This is a genomic window from Campylobacter showae CSUNSWCD (assembly GCF_000313615.1).
GTDB classification, from domain to species: Bacteria; Campylobacterota; Campylobacteria; order Campylobacterales; family Campylobacteraceae; genus Campylobacter_A; species Campylobacter_A showae_A.
Window position 1 is genome coordinate 197,740 of the sequence record NZ_AMZQ01000002.1, and the last position, 16,041, is coordinate 213,780.

At 45.8% G+C, this 16,041-nt stretch carries 19 protein-coding genes; 15 read left to right on the forward strand and 4 right to left on the reverse strand.

Features of this window, described 5'->3' with window-relative positions:
• From hisB to mrdA, 7 genes are all read left to right on the forward strand, one after another.
• Entirely contained in the window at positions 1 to 564 is a 564-nt protein-coding gene (hisB, locus tag CSUNSWCD_RS02995; RefSeq protein WP_009493710.1) for an imidazoleglycerol-phosphate dehydratase HisB, read from the forward strand.
• Positions 561 to 1,049, forward strand: coding sequence for a KdsC family phosphatase (locus CSUNSWCD_RS03000; protein WP_009493712.1), 489 nt, complete (start codon positions 561 to 563; stop codon positions 1,047 to 1,049). Before hisB ends, CSUNSWCD_RS03000 begins: the two co-directional genes overlap by 4 nt.
• On the forward strand, positions 1,040 to 1,567 hold the full coding sequence (lptC, locus tag CSUNSWCD_RS03005; protein ID WP_009493714.1) for an LPS export ABC transporter periplasmic protein LptC: 528 nt from the start codon (positions 1,040 to 1,042) through the stop codon (positions 1,565 to 1,567). Before CSUNSWCD_RS03000 ends, lptC begins: the two co-directional genes overlap by 10 nt.
• Positions 1,568 to 1,575: 8 nt before the next feature.
• Entirely contained in the window at positions 1,576 to 2,052 is a 477-nt protein-coding gene (lptA, locus tag CSUNSWCD_RS03010) for a lipopolysaccharide transport periplasmic protein LptA (protein WP_009493716.1), read from the forward strand.
• Complete coding sequence (gene yihA, locus CSUNSWCD_RS03015) at positions 2,049 to 2,672, forward strand: ribosome biogenesis GTP-binding protein YihA/YsxC (RefSeq protein WP_009493718.1); 624 nt, start codon at positions 2,049 to 2,051, stop codon at positions 2,670 to 2,672. Before lptA ends, yihA begins: the two co-directional genes overlap by 4 nt.
• 136 nt (positions 2,673 to 2,808) lie before the next feature.
• On the forward strand, positions 2,809 to 3,294 hold the full coding sequence (locus CSUNSWCD_RS03020; RefSeq protein ID WP_009493722.1) for a hypothetical protein: 486 nt from the start codon (positions 2,809 to 2,811) through the stop codon (positions 3,292 to 3,294).
• Positions 3,291 to 5,135: a penicillin-binding protein 2 gene (gene mrdA, locus CSUNSWCD_RS03025; RefSeq protein WP_034964207.1), complete on the forward strand. Its 1,845-nt coding sequence runs from the start codon at positions 3,291 to 3,293 to the stop codon at positions 5,133 to 5,135. The genes CSUNSWCD_RS03020 and mrdA overlap by 4 nt, the downstream gene beginning before the upstream one ends.
• A gap of 96 nt (positions 5,136 to 5,231) precedes the next feature.
• On the opposite strand, the gene CSUNSWCD_RS03030 is transcribed toward mrdA, so the two are convergent.
• Positions 5,232 to 5,870, reverse strand: coding sequence for a Crp/Fnr family transcriptional regulator (locus CSUNSWCD_RS03030; RefSeq protein WP_009493726.1), 639 nt, complete (start codon positions 5,868 to 5,870; stop codon positions 5,232 to 5,234).
• 9 nt (positions 5,871 to 5,879) lie between these two features.
• Complete coding sequence (gene mscL / locus CSUNSWCD_RS03035; RefSeq protein ID WP_009493728.1) at positions 5,880 to 6,284, reverse strand: large-conductance mechanosensitive channel protein MscL; 405 nt, start codon at positions 6,282 to 6,284, stop codon at positions 5,880 to 5,882.
• A gap of 125 nt (positions 6,285 to 6,409) precedes the next feature.
• Between mscL and gltX the strand changes: the two genes are divergently transcribed.
• Genes gltX through CSUNSWCD_RS03050 form a run of 3 tightly spaced genes read left to right on the forward strand, consistent with a single transcriptional unit; the run spans position 6,410 to position 9,610 of the window.
• Complete coding sequence (gene gltX / locus CSUNSWCD_RS03040; protein WP_009493730.1) at positions 6,410 to 7,711, forward strand: glutamate--tRNA ligase; 1,302 nt, start codon at positions 6,410 to 6,412, stop codon at positions 7,709 to 7,711.
• Positions 7,708 to 7,995 carry a YggT family protein gene (locus CSUNSWCD_RS03045; RefSeq protein ID WP_009493732.1) on the forward strand — a complete coding sequence of 96 codons (288 nt, stop codon included), beginning with the start codon at positions 7,708 to 7,710 and terminating at the stop codon, positions 7,993 to 7,995. Before gltX ends, CSUNSWCD_RS03045 begins: the two co-directional genes overlap by 4 nt.
• Entirely contained in the window at positions 7,979 to 9,610 is a 1,632-nt protein-coding gene (locus CSUNSWCD_RS03050; RefSeq protein WP_009493734.1) for a lytic transglycosylase domain-containing protein, read from the forward strand. Before CSUNSWCD_RS03045 ends, CSUNSWCD_RS03050 begins: the two co-directional genes overlap by 17 nt.
• Here CSUNSWCD_RS03050 and CSUNSWCD_RS03055 read toward each other — a convergent pair.
• Complete coding sequence (locus CSUNSWCD_RS03055; RefSeq protein ID WP_034964210.1) at positions 9,516 to 10,010, reverse strand: hypothetical protein; 495 nt, start codon at positions 10,008 to 10,010, stop codon at positions 9,516 to 9,518. The two genes, CSUNSWCD_RS03050 and CSUNSWCD_RS03055, sit on opposite strands and share 95 nt — an antisense overlap.
• A 100-nt stretch (positions 10,011 to 10,110) precedes the next feature.
• Here CSUNSWCD_RS03055 and mobB point away from each other — a divergent pair, with 100 nt between their 5' ends.
• Genes mobB through CSUNSWCD_RS03080 form a run of 5 tightly spaced genes read left to right on the forward strand, consistent with a single transcriptional unit; the run spans position 10,111 to position 14,604 of the window.
• Positions 10,111 to 10,593, forward strand: a complete 483-nt coding sequence (mobB, locus tag CSUNSWCD_RS03060; protein ID WP_009493738.1) for a molybdopterin-guanine dinucleotide biosynthesis protein B — start codon at positions 10,111 to 10,113, stop codon at positions 10,591 to 10,593.
• Positions 10,590 to 11,444 carry a class 1 fructose-bisphosphatase gene (locus CSUNSWCD_RS03065; protein ID WP_009493740.1) on the forward strand — a complete coding sequence of 285 codons (855 nt, stop codon included), beginning with the start codon at positions 10,590 to 10,592 and terminating at the stop codon, positions 11,442 to 11,444. Before mobB ends, CSUNSWCD_RS03065 begins: the two co-directional genes overlap by 4 nt.
• Entirely contained in the window at positions 11,441 to 11,653 is a 213-nt protein-coding gene (locus CSUNSWCD_RS03070) for a hypothetical protein (protein WP_009493742.1), read from the forward strand. The genes CSUNSWCD_RS03065 and CSUNSWCD_RS03070 overlap by 4 nt, the downstream gene beginning before the upstream one ends.
• A gap of 17 nt (positions 11,654 to 11,670) precedes the next feature.
• Positions 11,671 to 13,590: a methionine--tRNA ligase gene (metG, locus tag CSUNSWCD_RS03075; protein WP_009493744.1), complete on the forward strand. Its 1,920-nt coding sequence runs from the start codon at positions 11,671 to 11,673 to the stop codon at positions 13,588 to 13,590.
• Between the two features lie 6 nt (positions 13,591 to 13,596).
• Entirely contained in the window at positions 13,597 to 14,604 is a 1,008-nt protein-coding gene (locus tag CSUNSWCD_RS03080; protein WP_009493746.1) for a hypothetical protein, read from the forward strand.
• Between the two features lie 403 nt (positions 14,605 to 15,007).
• Here the strand turns inward: CSUNSWCD_RS03080 and queC are convergent, their stop codons facing one another.
• Positions 15,008 to 15,679: a 7-cyano-7-deazaguanine synthase QueC gene (gene queC / locus CSUNSWCD_RS03085; RefSeq protein ID WP_009493748.1), complete on the reverse strand. Its 672-nt coding sequence runs from the start codon at positions 15,677 to 15,679 to the stop codon at positions 15,008 to 15,010.
• Positions 15,680 to 16,041 lie beyond the last annotated feature (362 nt).

Sequence of the window (16,041 nt, forward strand, 5' to 3'; positions counted from 1 at the left end):
ATGCAAAGAAAGACAAAAGAGACGGATATTAGCCTAGAGCTTGAAATTTACGGTAGCGGCAAAGCCGAGATAAGCACGGGCATAGGATTTTTTGACCACATGCTTGAGGCCTTTTGTAAGCACGCGCTTTTTGATATGAAGCTTGTTTGCAAGGGCGATTTGCATGTAGATTTTCATCATAGCGTAGAGGATGTAGGTATTGTCATCGGGCAAGCTTTGCGCGAGAAAATTTATCCGCTTAGCGGTGTGGAGAGATTTGGTGAGGCGACGGTGGTGATGGACGAGGCGGCGGTAAACTGCGCTCTTGATCTTTCAAATCGCCCGTTTTTGGTATATGAAAGTATAAACGAGGGCAAAGTCGGCGAATTCGACATAGAGTTAGTGAACGAGTTTTTCCAAGCCCTAGCGTTTAATGCTGCAATCACCTTGCATATCGCTAAAATCCGCGGACGAAACTCTCATCATATTTTGGAGGCAAGCTTTAAAGCTTGCGCCGTCGCGCTAAGAAGAGCTCTAGCTAAAAATGCTAGAGTCGGCGTACCTAGCACGAAAGGCGTGCTATGATAGAGATTATATTTTTAGATGTAGATGGCTGTCTAACCGACGGCAAGATCGTTTATAGCCCAAACGGTGACGAGCTTAAATTTTTTGACGTTAAGGATGGATACGCTATCGAGAGCTGGCTAAAGCTCGGTAAAAAAGTCGCGATCATCACTGGCAGAAGCTCGCCTATCGTCGAAAAAAGGGCGCAGGATCTAAAGATAACGCACGTATATCAAGGCGTTAGCGATAAATTTGAAACCGCAAAACAGATACTCAAATTTGAAGGACTTGAGTTTGAAAACGCTGCAGCAATAGGTGACGATTACAACGACTACAAGCTGTTAAAAAGCGTCGGATGGAGCTTTAAGCCAAAAAACGCGATCAAAGAGCTTGAAGTAAGAACGAGGCTCAACTATAAAGGCGGCAACGGCGCGGTGCGCGAGATGATAGAGATACTTATCCGCAGCGAGGGCTTAATGCAAGAGTGGGCTAAGCGTTGGTTATAAGGATTTTTTACCTAGTCGTCAGCGTTTTTAGCGTGGCGATGGTTTATTTGGCGATTGAGGAGCCTTACTATAGCGAACTCTTAAAGGGCGGCGAAGTGAGTGCAAACATGCAGATGGACGCAGTCACTGACTACGAGATGAATGCTACTGTAGTAAATGCCAGATATGAAGCCGATACTTGGAATAGATACTCTGAATTTGACGAATTTATCAAATTTAGAGCGGAAATTTTTAAAGATAACAAAGAGCATAACGTGAGCTCCGATAAAGCGTTTTATAACGGCGGTCGAATTATACTTAAGGGTAATGCGCGCTATGTAAATAACGAAAATCTGGCTTTTTTCTCAGACGAGGTCATTTATAGTACTGCAACAAAAGTAGCTACTACACAAACGCCTTTTACGCTAACGAAAAACGAAGATAAAATAGTCGGCAAAGCCCTGGTTTATGACTTTGAGTTAAAAAAAGCTTATATCAAAAAGGCCTTTGCTTTAATAGAGCAAGATAGAAAAAGATAGGACGGAAAATGATAAATTTTGGTTTTAAAAAAGTGGCTTTAGTTTTGGCACTTAGCGCTTTACCGCTTTTAGCAGAGCAGGTGGAGATCACAGCAGACGAGTTTTATGCCGACGAAGGCAAGCAAATAAGCGAATTTAAAGGCAATGTAAATATTAAAAAAGGCAAGGATACACTCACTGCAAATTTGGTAGTGATATATTTCGACAAAAAGCGAAATCCGCTAAAATATGTCGCTTCCGGCAATGCCAAATTTAGAGTATTTATCAAAAATAAAACATACGACGGCAGCGGTAGCGAGCTTGTTTACGAGCCTACGCCAAATTTATATACGATAAACGGCAACGGTTTTTTGCATGAGATAGAAACCGATAAAAAAGTCTACGGCGAAAAGATCACCGTCAATCAAAATAGCGGCACGTATAACGTAAACAGCGGCAAAAAAGAGCCGGTTAAATTTATATTCCAAGTCGAGGACAAAAAGTGATCCGCGTTTTAAACGCAAAATTTTTTATCTCGGCGCCCGACATCTCACTAGCTCCGCCTGCAAACTCTAGCGAAGTGGCTTTTCTTGGGCGCTCAAACGTGGGCAAAAGCAGCCTCATAAACGCTCTCGTAAACCAAAAAAGCCTAGCCAAGAGCAGCTCGACGCCCGGCAAAACGCGCCTCATAAATTTTTTTGAGGTTGAGTATGCGCGTGGCGTCAAAAACGAGCAAGACGAGCTAAGCGAGGAGAGGGCAAATTTGACTTTCGTTGATCTGCCTGGTTTTGGGTACGCCAAAGTTGCCAAAAGCATGCACGCGCAGTGGAGAAAAAACCTCGACGAATATCTAAAATTTAGAGCCAATATCAAGCTTTTCGTGCATCTCATCGACTCGCGCCAGTTTGATATGCAGATAGATAAAGACGTAAACGACTATTTGCAAAGCTTCCTGCGCCCAGATCAAAAGATTTTAAACTTCCTCACAAAATCAGACAAGCTAAATCAAAGCCAAAAAAGCGCTGTTTTAAAGGTCTATCCAGGCGCGCATTTCGTCTCGGCGCTTAAAAAAACCGGCGTAGAAAAGGCAAACGAGCTTATATATCTAAACGCACTGGGGCTGTAATGAAATCAAAAAGCCGCAGGCAAATTTTAGCGCTCTTGTCTTCAAATTTTTTAGCTAAATTTACAAATTTAAGCAGCCAAAAAGCTAAGTTTATAAATTTAGCTATAAATTTATAACCATGCAAACGAGTGCGGCGATGCGAAGACTGGGCGCGGAGAAGCGATTTTTAAAACAGCTTGCTTGGGTGTCTTTTCTTGTTTTTTATCAGAGCCTAACGACCGTATTTGCGTACCTGCCGCCTCTTATCGGGATATTTTTTACCTATATGATCACGCTAACCTTGCAGAAACAAAAGACGCTCAAAGAGTTTGGCAAGGAGTGGTATTTTTGTCTATTTTACCTCACTTTTGCCGAGCAGGCACACGGATTTGCGCTGTTTTCGGCAGTGATCGCGTTTATGCTTTTTTATCATTTTATGTCTGATTGGCTCATCGTTACGCTAAAATCAAGAGAGCTTTTGGCAGCAGGATTTGTCGCTAGCGGCTACGTTTGGACCTGTGCGACGAGCTCTTTTATATCTTACGCGGCAAATTTGCCGATGCTAAAATTTGACTACGAGTACCTGGTCTATGTCGGCGTGGAGTCTGTTTTGGCGGTGATTTTGTTTAGGGGACGCTTATGAGGATGCGCATAGTGTTTGGCATCATATTTAGCGTCTGGGTGCTTTTGCTGGTGAGAGTTTATTATCTAAGCGTCAAATCAAACGATTTTTATGAGGAGATTGCCGAACAAAATGCGGTCAAAACGCAGTATTTAGCTCCGGTGCGCGGGCTTATTTTAGATGCCAAGGGGCGTCCGATGGCGGTAAATCGACTCGGCTTTTCCGTCGCCCTAAAACCGCATCTAAACGGCAAGAGGGCGGAAATTTTAGACGCTGAGCTTGCAAATTTGCAAAATTTATTCGAGGACCTAAACGTCACGAAGCTAAAGCGCGAATACGTCAAGGCCGACTCGCCTTATAATCAAGATTTTATTCAGATTATTGATTTTATGGACTATGACAAGATGATACCGCGTATAGCCGAGCTCTCACTGCGAGAAAATTTGGAAGTTAAACCGGCCTCCAAGCGCCACTATCCATACAACAGCTTAGCCTCTCACATCATCGGCTACGTTGGCCGCGCAAATCAGCAAGACGTCGAGTCCGATACCGTCGCAAAGCTAACCAATCACACGGGCAGAAGCGGCGCGGAGCGCTTTTATAACTCCGTTTTGCAGGGGCAAGAGGGCGTGCGAAAGGTAAAAGTAAATGCGCTAAATCAGGAGGTCGAGGAGATCTCGGTGAGTTATCCGCAAAGCTCGGATATCTCGCTCACGATCGACCTTGAGATGCAAAGGTACATCGAGGAAATTTTCGGCGATAACGCGGGCGTCATTATCGTGATGGACGTAAGAGACGGCTCGATACTGGCTGCGGGTAGCTTCCCCGAGTATGATTTAAACCCGTTTGTTACGGGGTTATCGCAGGCTAAGTGGGACGAGCTCGTTAAAAGTATCGATCATCCGTTTACGAACAAGCTCGTAAACGGTCTTTATCCGCCGGGCTCGGTTATAAAAATGGGCGTAGCGATGGCGTTTTTAGATACCGGCAAGATGAACCGCGCCGATGGATATTTCTGCTCGGGCTCATTTGAGCTTGGAGGGCGAAATTTTCGCTGCTGGAACGTCTACGGACATGGCTTTGTAGACATGAATTCGGCCATCCGCGAGAGCTGCGACGATTATTTTTATAAGGGCAGCTTAAAGGTCGGTATAGACGCTATCTCGCCGGTTTTAGAGCGGCTGGGTTTCGGGCAAAAAAGCGGCGTGGATCTGCCAAATGAATTTGTCGGTATCGTGCCTGGACGCGAGTGGAAAATGCAAAAGTACGCTCAGCCGTGGTATCAGGGAGAGACACTCATTACTTCGATTGGGCAAGGCAACTTTCTTGTGACGCCGATGCAGGTGGTGCGATATACTGGTATATTGGCGACCGGGAAAAATATCGTTCCGCATTTTTTACGCAGCGTAAACGGCGAGGAGGTCAAATTTGAGCCTGCCGACGATATCCTCACGCCGTTTGAGAAAAAGCAGCTGCCGTATATCCAAAGAGCGATGTATGAGGTCGTAAATCACAAAAAAGGCACCGCGCATAAGTATTTTAAAGAGGCTAAGCTCACGCTAGCGGCGAAAACTGGTACCGCGCAGGTCGTGGGTATTTCGCAGGCCGAAAAAAAGCGTATGAAAGAAGAGGACATGGAGTATCTACGCCGCTCGCACGCGTGGGTCACGACCTATGGACCTTACGAGGAGCCTCGCTATGCCGTTACCGTTATCATCGAGCACGGCGGACACGGCGGTCTGGCTGCGGGACCTCTCACGGCTAAAATCTTTAATAAGCTACTAGAAATGGGCTATATCGATCAAAAATACGAAATTACCTCGATAGCAGATACCGAAGCTGCGCAAAAGAAGAAAAATTAAAAATCTGTGCCCAAATTTGGCGTTAAATAGTGTCAAATTTGATTAAGATTTGAGCAAATTGAGAGTTCAATTTAACAAATGAGCAAGTAGCCGCAGCTATCCCTCAAACATCTCCGAAAGTTCGTTTGTAGCGATATTTACGATTTTATTATTTGCGTCTAGTTCGATCAAATTTTGGGTTTTAAATTTCGCTAAGATCCTTGAAAACGTCTCTGGCGTGATGTTTAGGATGGAAGCGATTTTGATGTGTTTTAGCTCATCAAAAAGATCGGCGTGATTAACGAGAAATCTTGCGACCTTGGCCTCGGAGTTTAGCACGAGTTCTTGATGTATTAGCTCGCTTGCGATTTTTAGCTTTTGCGAGAGCGATTTGATGATTTGCAGCGATACGCGCGGGTTTGATAAAAACTCGGCGTAAAATTTATCGTAGTCGATTTTGAGCACTTCGCCGCCTGTTAAAAATATCGCCGTCGCCGGAAATTTGATATTTTCAAAGTTGGCAAGCTCGGCTACGAAGCTAATCCCGTTAAACTGATGCATAAAAATTTCTTTGCCTTTTGGGCCTATTTTATAGAGCTTGAGAGAGCCTTTTATGAGGAGGTGGAGCCACTTTGACTCCTCGCCCTCCATAAATAAAAACTCGCCCTTTTTATACTTTTTTAGGATGCTGATATCTTCTAGCCTTTTTAACTCGGCCTCGTTTAGCCCCTGAAAAAACGGGATTTGCTCTAGCATTTGGCGTTCTTATTTATTTTTTAAAAGATCTCTGATCTCGGTTAGAAGTGCAACATCCTCAGGTATCGGCGCAGGCTCTTCGGCTTTTGGCTCTTCTTTTGGTTTTTTGAGCGAATTTATAGCTTTAACGACGCAGAAAATACAAAACGCGATAATCGTAAAATCGACCATTGTTTGTATAAACGAGCCGTAGTTTACGGTTACGGCAGCCGTATCGCCGACCGCGTCTTTTAGCGTAAATTTTAAATCCGTAAAATTTACGCCGCCCGTTAGTACGCCTACGATTGGCATGATCACGTCGCCCACTAGTGAGCTAACGATCTTGCCAAAAGCGCCGCCGATCACGACGCCCACAGCCATATCGATGACGTTACCGCGCATCGCGAACTCTTTGAATTCCTTAATGAAACTCATGTTTTTCCTTTGCATTTTAAAATTAGATATCAATTATATTTATTTTAGCTTCACAAAAGATAAAAAAGCCAAGTTAAATTCTTAAAATGCTATAATCGCCCCTAAAAATCAATAAGGAAGCAAAAATGTATCGTTTTGCGCCGTCGCCGACAGGCGATATGCATCTGGGAAATTTGAGGGTTGCGATCCTAAACTACGTCTGCTCGCTTCAGGATAAAAGCGGCTTTATCATCCGCATCGAGGATACCGACAGGGAGCGCAATATCCCCGGAAAAGACAAGGAAATTTTAGAAATTTTAGAGCTTTTCGGTATAAAATGGGACACACTTTATTATCAAAGTAAAAATTTGAAATTTCACCGCGAGTTTGCCGCAAAGCTTTTGATAGATAAAAAGGCGTTTTCGTGCTTTTGCACCGAAAGCGAGCTTGAAGCCAAAAAAGAGGCCGCAAAGGCTAGAGGCGAAGCCTACCGCTACGACGGCACATGCGAGCACCTAAGCGACAACGAAGTGCTAAATAACCAAAAACCTTTCGTCGTGCGTATGAAAAAACCGTTAGGCACGATGAAATTTAAAGACGCTATAAAGGGCGAGATAAGCTTTGAGCCTGAAAACGTCGATAGTTTCGTGATTATGCGCGCTGATTTTACGCCGACTTATAACTTCGCCTGCGCGGTCGATGATATGCTAGAGGGCGTTACTTTTGTCATCCGCGGCGAGGATCACGTCAGCAACACGCCAAAACAAGACCTTATCCGCGAGGGTCTAGGCTATACGCAAAAGATAAACTACGCTCACCTGCCTATCATCCTAAACGTCGAGGGCAAAAAAATGAGCAAACGCGAGAACGAAAGTAGCGTAAAATGGCTACTCTCGCAAGGCTTTATGCCAGAAGCCATCGCAAACTACATCGTTTCGCTAGGCTACAAGGCGCCGGTTGAAATCTTTACGATCGAGGAGGCGGCGCAGTGGTTTGATATCTCGAAAGTTTCGGCCTCTCCGGCCAAATTTGACGTCAAACAGCTAGAGCACATCAACCGCGAGCACATAAAAAGAGCAAGCGATGCAAGGCTAGCCGCGCTAATGGGTATAAAGCCCGAATTTGCCGCTATAGCTAGATTTTACACGCAAGAAAGCAGCCTGCTAACCGAGATAAAGGCCAAGGTTGATGCGATTTTCGCGACCAAATTTATCCCAGATGAGTTTAAAGAGGGTTGCGAGGCTATAAAAGCCGCTGTAAATTCGCTAAATTTGAGCGATTTTGATGAATTTAACAAGCTAAAAAAAGCCCTCATGGATGCGACCGGGCTAAAAGGAAAAGGCTTTTTTATGCCGCTTAGAATTTTGCTCACGGGCGCCGAACACGGTCCCGAGCTTAGCGAGCTATATCCGCTCATCAAACCGTATCTAAAGGAAATTTTACGATGATATTTTCGGTATTTTTAGAAGCAGTCGGCAGTATCCTGCATATCGTTATCAGCGCCTACACGTGGATCATCATAGGCGCAGCGATCATAAGCTGGGTGCGCCCTGATCCATATAACCCTATCGTGCAGCTGCTCTACCGCCTCACCGAGCCCGTCTATGCCGCTATCCGCCGCGTGATACCGACGGTTTTTGGCGGTATAGATATAGCGCCTATTATCGTGCTTTTGGCGCTTCAGTTTATAGATAGATTTTTCGTAAGGCTTATGTTTGCGTACGCTGCTTAAATTTATCCTGCCCGCGATTTTTGCGGTGGCGGCGTTTGGCGGAGTTAAGAGTTTTGAGGAGATAAAAGACGAGCCTAAGGGGCTTGCCAAGGATTATTATTTTTACCGTCTTTTAACCGAAGGCGACTACACCAAGGAGCAGGCGCAAATTTTAAACAAAGACGTCTTTCGCCGAGCGGGTGTACTGGCAAAGAAACTGGCTGAGATTTTGCCGCCAAAAAAGGTCAAAGGAAACTGCGATAGCGTGGACGTGAAAAATATCCTGGATGCAAACGTAACCTGCCAAAAACAGTGCCTCAGAGTGCCTTTTATGATGAAGCTAAAAAAGGAGACGAGGCAAAAGCTAGCGGATAAATTTAAAGACTCCGATCCGCTTCTTTACCGCCGCTTGAGCTCGCTAAACGAAAAGCATCCAGAGGACGAATTTGCCAAATTTAACGATACGGACGCGTTTTTGGTTTATTTTAAACAGTCCTCGCATAAGGATAAATTTGACAAGATATTTGACGCAAATTTTATAAATTCGCTCGCAGCTAAAAAAGAGTTTCACGTTCTAGCAAATGATTTGATAATCGATAAAAAATCGGCCAAATTTAGGCAAAATTTTCTAGCGATAAAAGAAACGGAGCTTGCTGGCAAGGATGCCTTTATGCTAGGCATAAACGCGGTTTTATTAAATTCTCCAAAAGACGCGATGAGGTTTTTTGCTAGAGCCGAGGCGGCATTTGATAGGCAGGACCGCAAGGATAACGCCGTGTTTTGGCTGTATCTACTAAGTAAAAATACAATCTATCTTGATAAGTTAAATCAAAGCCGCGACGTAAATATCTATACGCTTTATGCAAACGAACTAACGGGCGCAAGTCCGGCCGCAAACATCGTCTCGCCGACGCCTACGAAAGAAAAGGTAGCTGACTACGATATAAAAGACCCGTTTTTGTGGCAAAAGACGTTTAAAATGATAAAAGAGATGAGCGCCGAGGATGCCGCAAAGCACTCCGAGACTTTTAACACCAAAGAGACGCTGGGGCAGTATGCCTACCTGATGGAAAAGGCAAGCGGCTACAAGGATAGCTACTTCGTCATGCCGTTTGTTGATGAGCTTGAAGACGTAAATGCGACTAGAAAAGCGCTTCTTTACGCGATCGGTAGGCAAGAGAGCCGCTTTATCCCGGCTGTTATCTCAACCTCTTATGCGCTTGGTATGATGCAGTTTATGCCGTTTTTGGCTAACCATATCGGCAAAAAAGAGCTTGCAATCCCAAATTTTGATCAGGACGATATGTTTGATCCGCGTCTTGCGTTAAAATTTGCGGACCACCACTTAAATTATTTGGAGAAATACCTCTACCATCCGCTTTTTGTCGCTTACGCATATAACGGCGGTATCGGCTTTACTAAAAAGATGCTTCAGCGAGGCGACCTTTTTAACGAAGGCAAATATGAGCCGTTTTTATCCATGGAGCTAGTACCCTTCGCCGAGAGCCGCGACTACGGCAAAAAGGTACTCGCAAACTATGTTATCTACCTAAGGCTTCTCCGTTCCAGTACATCGATTTCGACACTTTTTGAAAGCTCAAAGAAACCTGCTTTGACGGATAAATTTCGAAATTAATATTGATTTTATCGCTTTTGATCTCTGGAGTGCTGACCTCGAAATACTGAGCCCACGGCACTTCAAAGCTCACTTTTTCCAAAAGCGGATCGTTGGCGGTCAGGCGTCTAACCATGATGCCTCGCTGCGAGCCGTTTGCGCTAAAACTATCCTCTAAAATTTTAGCCTCTTTAGGATGCACGGCCACGACGAATATCTCTCTTTTTTGCTCGCCCACAAGCTCGCTATAGATCGGGTTTAGATAAGTCGCGACGATTAGGATATTCGTCTTGGCATCTATGATTTCAGATTTGCTAGTGTAGGCTAAAAGCTCGTTTTTTAACGGTTCGTGGATATATTTTTTATCCGCACAGCCGACTAACGCCAAAATAAAACTTAAAAAAAATATGCTCTTTTTCATTTTAAAACCTCGCTAAATTTGGCCTTATTTTAGATAAATTTTGCTTTTAAAAAGCCTAAATTTGCTATAATTCGCGCAAAATTCAAAAATTCGGAGAAAAATGAAAAAAGCGGCGATGGCGTTTTCCGGACCTTCAAATAGCGGCAAAACCACGCTTATTTTAAAGGTCGCCAAAAAATTTATCGATGACGGGCTAAAAGTCGTGATCATCAAACACGACCCAGGCGACAAGGCGAGGTTTGACGTCGAGGGCAAGGATAGCTACAAATTTAGTCAAATAGGCGCCGAGGTCGCGGTCATGAGTCCGACGCGCACGACTTTTTTCTCGCAGGAGAGCAAGAGCGTGGAGGATGTCGTAGCGATGGCGGGTGAGTTTGATTTGCTGCTAGTTGAGGGGCTAAAAACTCTGCCACTACCGCGCATCAGCGTGTTTAAGGACGAGATAAACGAGGATTATCTTAGCTTTTCAAACGCGATCGCAAGCTATCAAAAAGACTACGAGATCGATAAGCCAAACTTCGATCTAGACGATACGCAGGCCATCTGCGAGTGGATATTAAAAAACGCAAAGGTGTTAAAATGAACGAAATTTTCGAAACGATTAAAAAGATCGCCGTAAAAATCGGCGAAGAGATAAAGTACGCCGATCTGGGCTACACCGACCATGCTAACGCCACGGGCGACACGCAGCTAAAGCTAGACGTGAGAAGCGACGAGATCATCACGGCCGAGTTTGCAAATTTAGCCAGCGTAAAAGCGCTCGTTAGCGAGGAAAAAGAGGATATGCTGACGCTAAACGAGAGTGCTAAATTTATCGTCGCATACGATCCGCTAGACGGCTCTAGCCTGGTGGATGTAAATTTTTCCATCGGCTCGATTTTTGGCATTTACGAAAACGAACTAACGCCGCAAAATCTAAAAGCCGCCGCCTATGTCGTTTACGGCCCGCGCCTAGAGCTCGTGCTTTGCGAGGAGGGGGCAGTTCCCGCACTTTACCGCCTGGGCAGGGACGGCGAGTTTAAATTTATCAAAAATCTAGCGCTCGCGCAAAAAGGCAAGCTAAACGCTACGGGCGCGACGCAAAAAGGCTGGAGCGAAACTCACGCTAAATTTATCCGCGAGCTGTTTTTGCAGGGATATCGCCTCAGATACTCAGGCGCCATGGTGAGCGACCTGCATCAAATTTTACTAAAAGGCGGTGGGTTATTTAGTTATCCTGCTACGAGCGACGCGCCAAATGGCAAGCTAAGAGCGCTATTTGAGGTGCTGCCGTTTGCCTTCATCTACGAGCGCGCGGGCGGTGCGACTAGCGACGGACACTCGGCGACGCTTTTTGATATGAAAGTGGAAAAAATCCATCAAACCACGCCTTGCTTTTTCGGCTCCAAAGACGAGATAAATTTACTGCATAAATTTTACGGAAGCGCGAAATGAGCGAGCACGCAGCGGACGCAACTCAAAAAGACGAATTTGAGCTGGAGCTTGACCGTCAAAGAGAAATTTTGCAAGCCTGTCAGCGCGAAAAAGGGCTAAGCTCGTGCTTTGCCTGCGAGGCGATGTTTGAGTGCAAAACCCGCAAAAACTACGTGGACGCCGTATATAGCTCGATGTCTAAAGGCGACGGCGGCGGATTTGATTTTTAAATTTAAAAAGGAAAGATATGAACACGACTTATATTACGACCCCGATTTATTACGTAAACGACGTGCCGCACATCGGACACGCCTACACGACCGTGATCGCGGATACGATGGCGAGATTTGCGAGGCTAAAGGGCGATGATACGTACTTTATGACCGGCACCGACGAACACGGGCAAAAGATCGAGCAAGCCGCCGCAAAAAAGGGCTACACGCCGCAAGCCTACGCTGACGAGATAAGCGCGAAATTTAGGGAGCTGTGGGATAAATTTGAGATCAGCTACGATCATTTTATCCGCACGACCGACGACTATCACAAGCTCACCGCGCAAAATGCATTTCTTAAAATGTATCAAAAAGGCGACATCTACAAGGGCGAGTACGAGGGGTACTACTGCGTTAGCTGCGAGAGCTTTTTTACGCAGACGCAGCTTTTAGAGGACGAGAGGTGTCCGGACTGCGGCAGACCGACGAATTTGGTAAAAGAGGAGAGCTATTTTTTCAAACTATCAAAATACCAAGATGCGCTACTAAAGTGGTACGAGGAGAATGAGGACTGTATCGTGCCGCGCGGAAAGAAAAACGAGGTCGTGAGCTTCGTAAAAGGCGGTCTGCGCGATCTCTCGATTACTCGCACGAGCTTTGAGTGGGGTATCAAGCTTCCCGCGAGCCTAAACGAGCCAAGACACGTTATGTACGTCTGGCTGGACGCGCTCATAAACTATCTCAGCACGCTTGGCTACACGCGCGGCGATGATAAGATGAACTACTGGAAGGGCGCGACGCATATAGTGGGCAAGGATATTTTGCGCTTTCACGCGGTCTACTGGCCGGCGTTTTTGATGAGTCTTGATCTGCCGCTGCCTCGCTGCGTCGCAGCTCACGGCTGGTGGACGAGAGACGGCGAAAAGATGAGCAAAAGCAAGGGCAACGTCATCAATCCAAGCGATGTCGCAGACGCGTACGGGCTAGAAAATTTCCGCTACTTTATGCTTCGCGAAGTGCCGTTTGGGCAGGACGGCGATTTCTCGCAAAAGGCTATGATCGAGCGCATAAACTCCGAGCTTAGCAATGATCTGGGTAATCTTTTAAGCCGCATAGTGGGCATGAGCGAAAAATACTCGGACTTTGAGATAAAGGGCGAAAATTTACGCAAATTTTACGGCGAGGTTTTAGATAGCGGCAATGAATACCTGCAAAACGCTATCAAAAATTTAGAAAGTTTCGCCACAAACCGCTATCTTGAGGAGCTATTTAAGGCGCTAACGCTCGCAAACGCTTCGATAGCTAAATTTGAGCCGTGGAATCTAATCAAAAGCGGCAAAAAAGACGAAGCAAACGCGCTCGTGTCGCTGTGCGCGAACCTGCTAGCTCGCGTAGCCGTACTGCTAAGCCCTGCGATGCCAAAAACCTGCGAAAAGATCGCGCAGACGCTAGGTTTTGAGATCTCGACGGCTACTTATAAAAAAATCATCCTAAACAACGAAATTTTGGACTTTAAAGCGCAAAAAACGCAGCCGCTTTTCCCAAAAATCGAAAAAGAGCTGATGGCTACTGCGGTGCCAAGCGTGAGCGAACCTGCCAAAACCGCCCCTGCGCCGCAAGAAAAATCAGACACGAAAATAAAAATCGATGACTTTAAAAAATGCGTTATAAAAGTAGGCACGGTGCTTGAGTGCTCAAATATCGAAGGTAGCGAGAAGTTGCTTAAATTTAAGATTGATCTAGGCGAAGAGCAACCGCGTCAAATTTTATCGGGCATAGCCAAATTTTACGCTCCGGCGGACCTCGTCGGCAAGCAGGTCTGCGTGCTGGCAAACCTAAAACCCGCTAAAATTTTCGGTCACATATCAGAGGGTATGATCCTTAGCGCCGAGGATGGGTCGCTGTGCCTCATCGCACCGATGGCTGCGGTCAAAAACGGCTCGGAAATAGGCTAAAACCGCGTGAATATCGAAAACCTAAGGCGCCTCATCAACGGCGAAGCGCTAAATAAACCAAGCGTCAGCGCCGTGGAGGGCTTTGCGTTTGAGAGTAAAAACGTGCGTCAGGGCTACGCCTACATCGGGCTTGGCGCAGGCGCGGACGAGATAGCCGCGGCGGTCGCAAACGGCGCCTATGCCGTACTCGTCGAGCAAAGATGCGAGGTCATCGATCCCGAGGTAGCCTTTATCAAGGTCGATAGTCTGAGTGCCGCGCTGATGCGGCTAATGCGCTTTGAGGCTAGCTATAAAAATCTCAAATTTTGCTCCGTTAATCTCGTACAAAAAGCCTTACTCGCGCGCATGAGTCTGGGTAAAAACGCCGATGGCAACGCGGCTAGCTTGCTGCCAGAGGATGCGATGCGGCTTTTTATAAAGATAATGAAAGCGGGCGCAGGGGATCTGTTTTTCACCGACGATCTTAAAATTTTATCCAAGATCGCGCCGTTATACGATACCGTTTTTAGCGATGTGGATGCGGTTTGCGCGCAGGGCGGCTCGCTGTTTGCCTCTAGCGTCGTTTGCGAGGGCGTTTACTATCCAAACTTAAATTTTCCTAAAGTTTTCACGCACTACCTGTGTGGGCTCTTAAAGTATCTGATCCGCGCTGGCTTTTCTTTTAAGCTTGGCGATACGCGAAATTTGGGGCATTTTGAGCCTGTTTTTATAAATAAAAATTTTCGCGTCGTGCCTTTTGGCGCTAGCTCTCAAGCCTTTATCACAGAGAGCGACGACGAGCTTTTTGATATGGAGGCGGCGTTTCTAGGGCGAAATTTTAGCGGCGGTATCGAGATCTGCGTGCCTGAGGATTTTGCTGGAAGCGCGACTGCTACGATGAGATTTAAGGATCTTGCCGAGCTAAAAAATCTTTCAAATTTTCACTACGCGCTCGTTAAATGCCAAAAAGAGGAGCTTGAAGCGATGCTAAATTTAGCCGCGCCAGAGCCTGATTTGTTCGGCGAAACTTTATAAAAAGCTTAAATTTAGTGCGAGCTTGGCGGCTTTATCTACTGCAAATTTGACTCAATCCTTAAAATCATACGTTTTATAGTCTCGAATTTGCCGCTAAATTTGACGCATAAGAATGTTTAAAAGCAGGAAAGCATTAAATAAACATTCTTGCCGCGAGGCATGCCGCGGTCGCTTTGCATGGGTGGTTGGAGTGTCGGCACAGATGCGAGAGAATTTAAAGTAGGCGTTTTGTTTTTAGTTTTTAAAAGTGGATATTGCCAAATACTTACCGTCTAAAATCCGTAAAACCGCCGCCGCGATCAAATTTGACGAAAAAACGGCAGTAGAACGGCGGGCGCATTTTGACGTGTAAATTTGATTTGGGCTAAATTCGCCGGCAGAGCTGCGCCGATTTTTAGAAGTTTTATTTTAGATTTACGTACTTTATCCTATCTTTTTCGCCCGCAAGCTCAAATCCTCGTAGTCTCAAGCGGCAGCTGTCACATTCGCCGCAGGCCTCGTCCTCGCGCTCATAGCAGCTCCATGTTAGCTCTAGCGGCGAGCCGGCCTCCAGCGACTTTCGCACGATGTCAGCCTTGCTTAAATTTACCAGCGGCGTTACGATGCGCAGGCTAAAATCCTTTGAGGTGCCGGCATTTACGGCGCTTTCTATCTTACTGATAAAATCCGCCGTGCAGTCGGGGTAGCCCGAGCCGTCCTCCTCGACGATGCCGATGTATAGCGCTTGCGCGCCTTCTTTTTCGGCCAGCGCGGCGGCGATAGAGATAAAGATGCCGTTACGAAACGGCACGTAGGTGCTAGGAGTGTCGGCTTTGGCGCCGTCCTTGCGGATCTCAAGGCTCTCGTCGGTTAGTGCGTTGCCGCCGATACTTGCTATAAAATGAGCGTCTAAATTTACCTTTTTTAGCGCACCGATACGCTCGCATATCTGCTCAAAGGCTAGCTTTTCGCGCTTCATCGTGCGCTGCCCGTAGTCAAAATGCAGCGCGATGATCTCGTAGCCTGCGCGCTTAGCGAGGACGGCGCACAGCGTGCTGTCCATGCCGCCGCTCATTATGCAAACCGCTTTTTTCACTTTTTCTCCTTTTTTCAGCTTGTCTTTTGAGTGCTTTTTGCGGATTTCGTTAAAATTTGACTCGATAGACTACATGCCTTATCTTCGTCAAATTTTAACTTCAAAACCCCAAAAATCATCTCAAAATACTTCGCCTTGCTTTTCCTATTCAAGCTTGAAGTCAAATTTAAGAATTTCAGCTTTAAATTTTACCCACCGAAACCCGCACCTTGAAAATGTTAAATTTTGTCTCTAAAAAATTTTTAAAATTTTACGACCAAAAAGCTTTCGCCTCCAAATTTCGTGCTAAGCATTAGCGAAGCCGAAATTTGGTAGGTAACTGCTTTGAGCGAGTGAAATTTTAAAAATTTGAGCATTAGAGT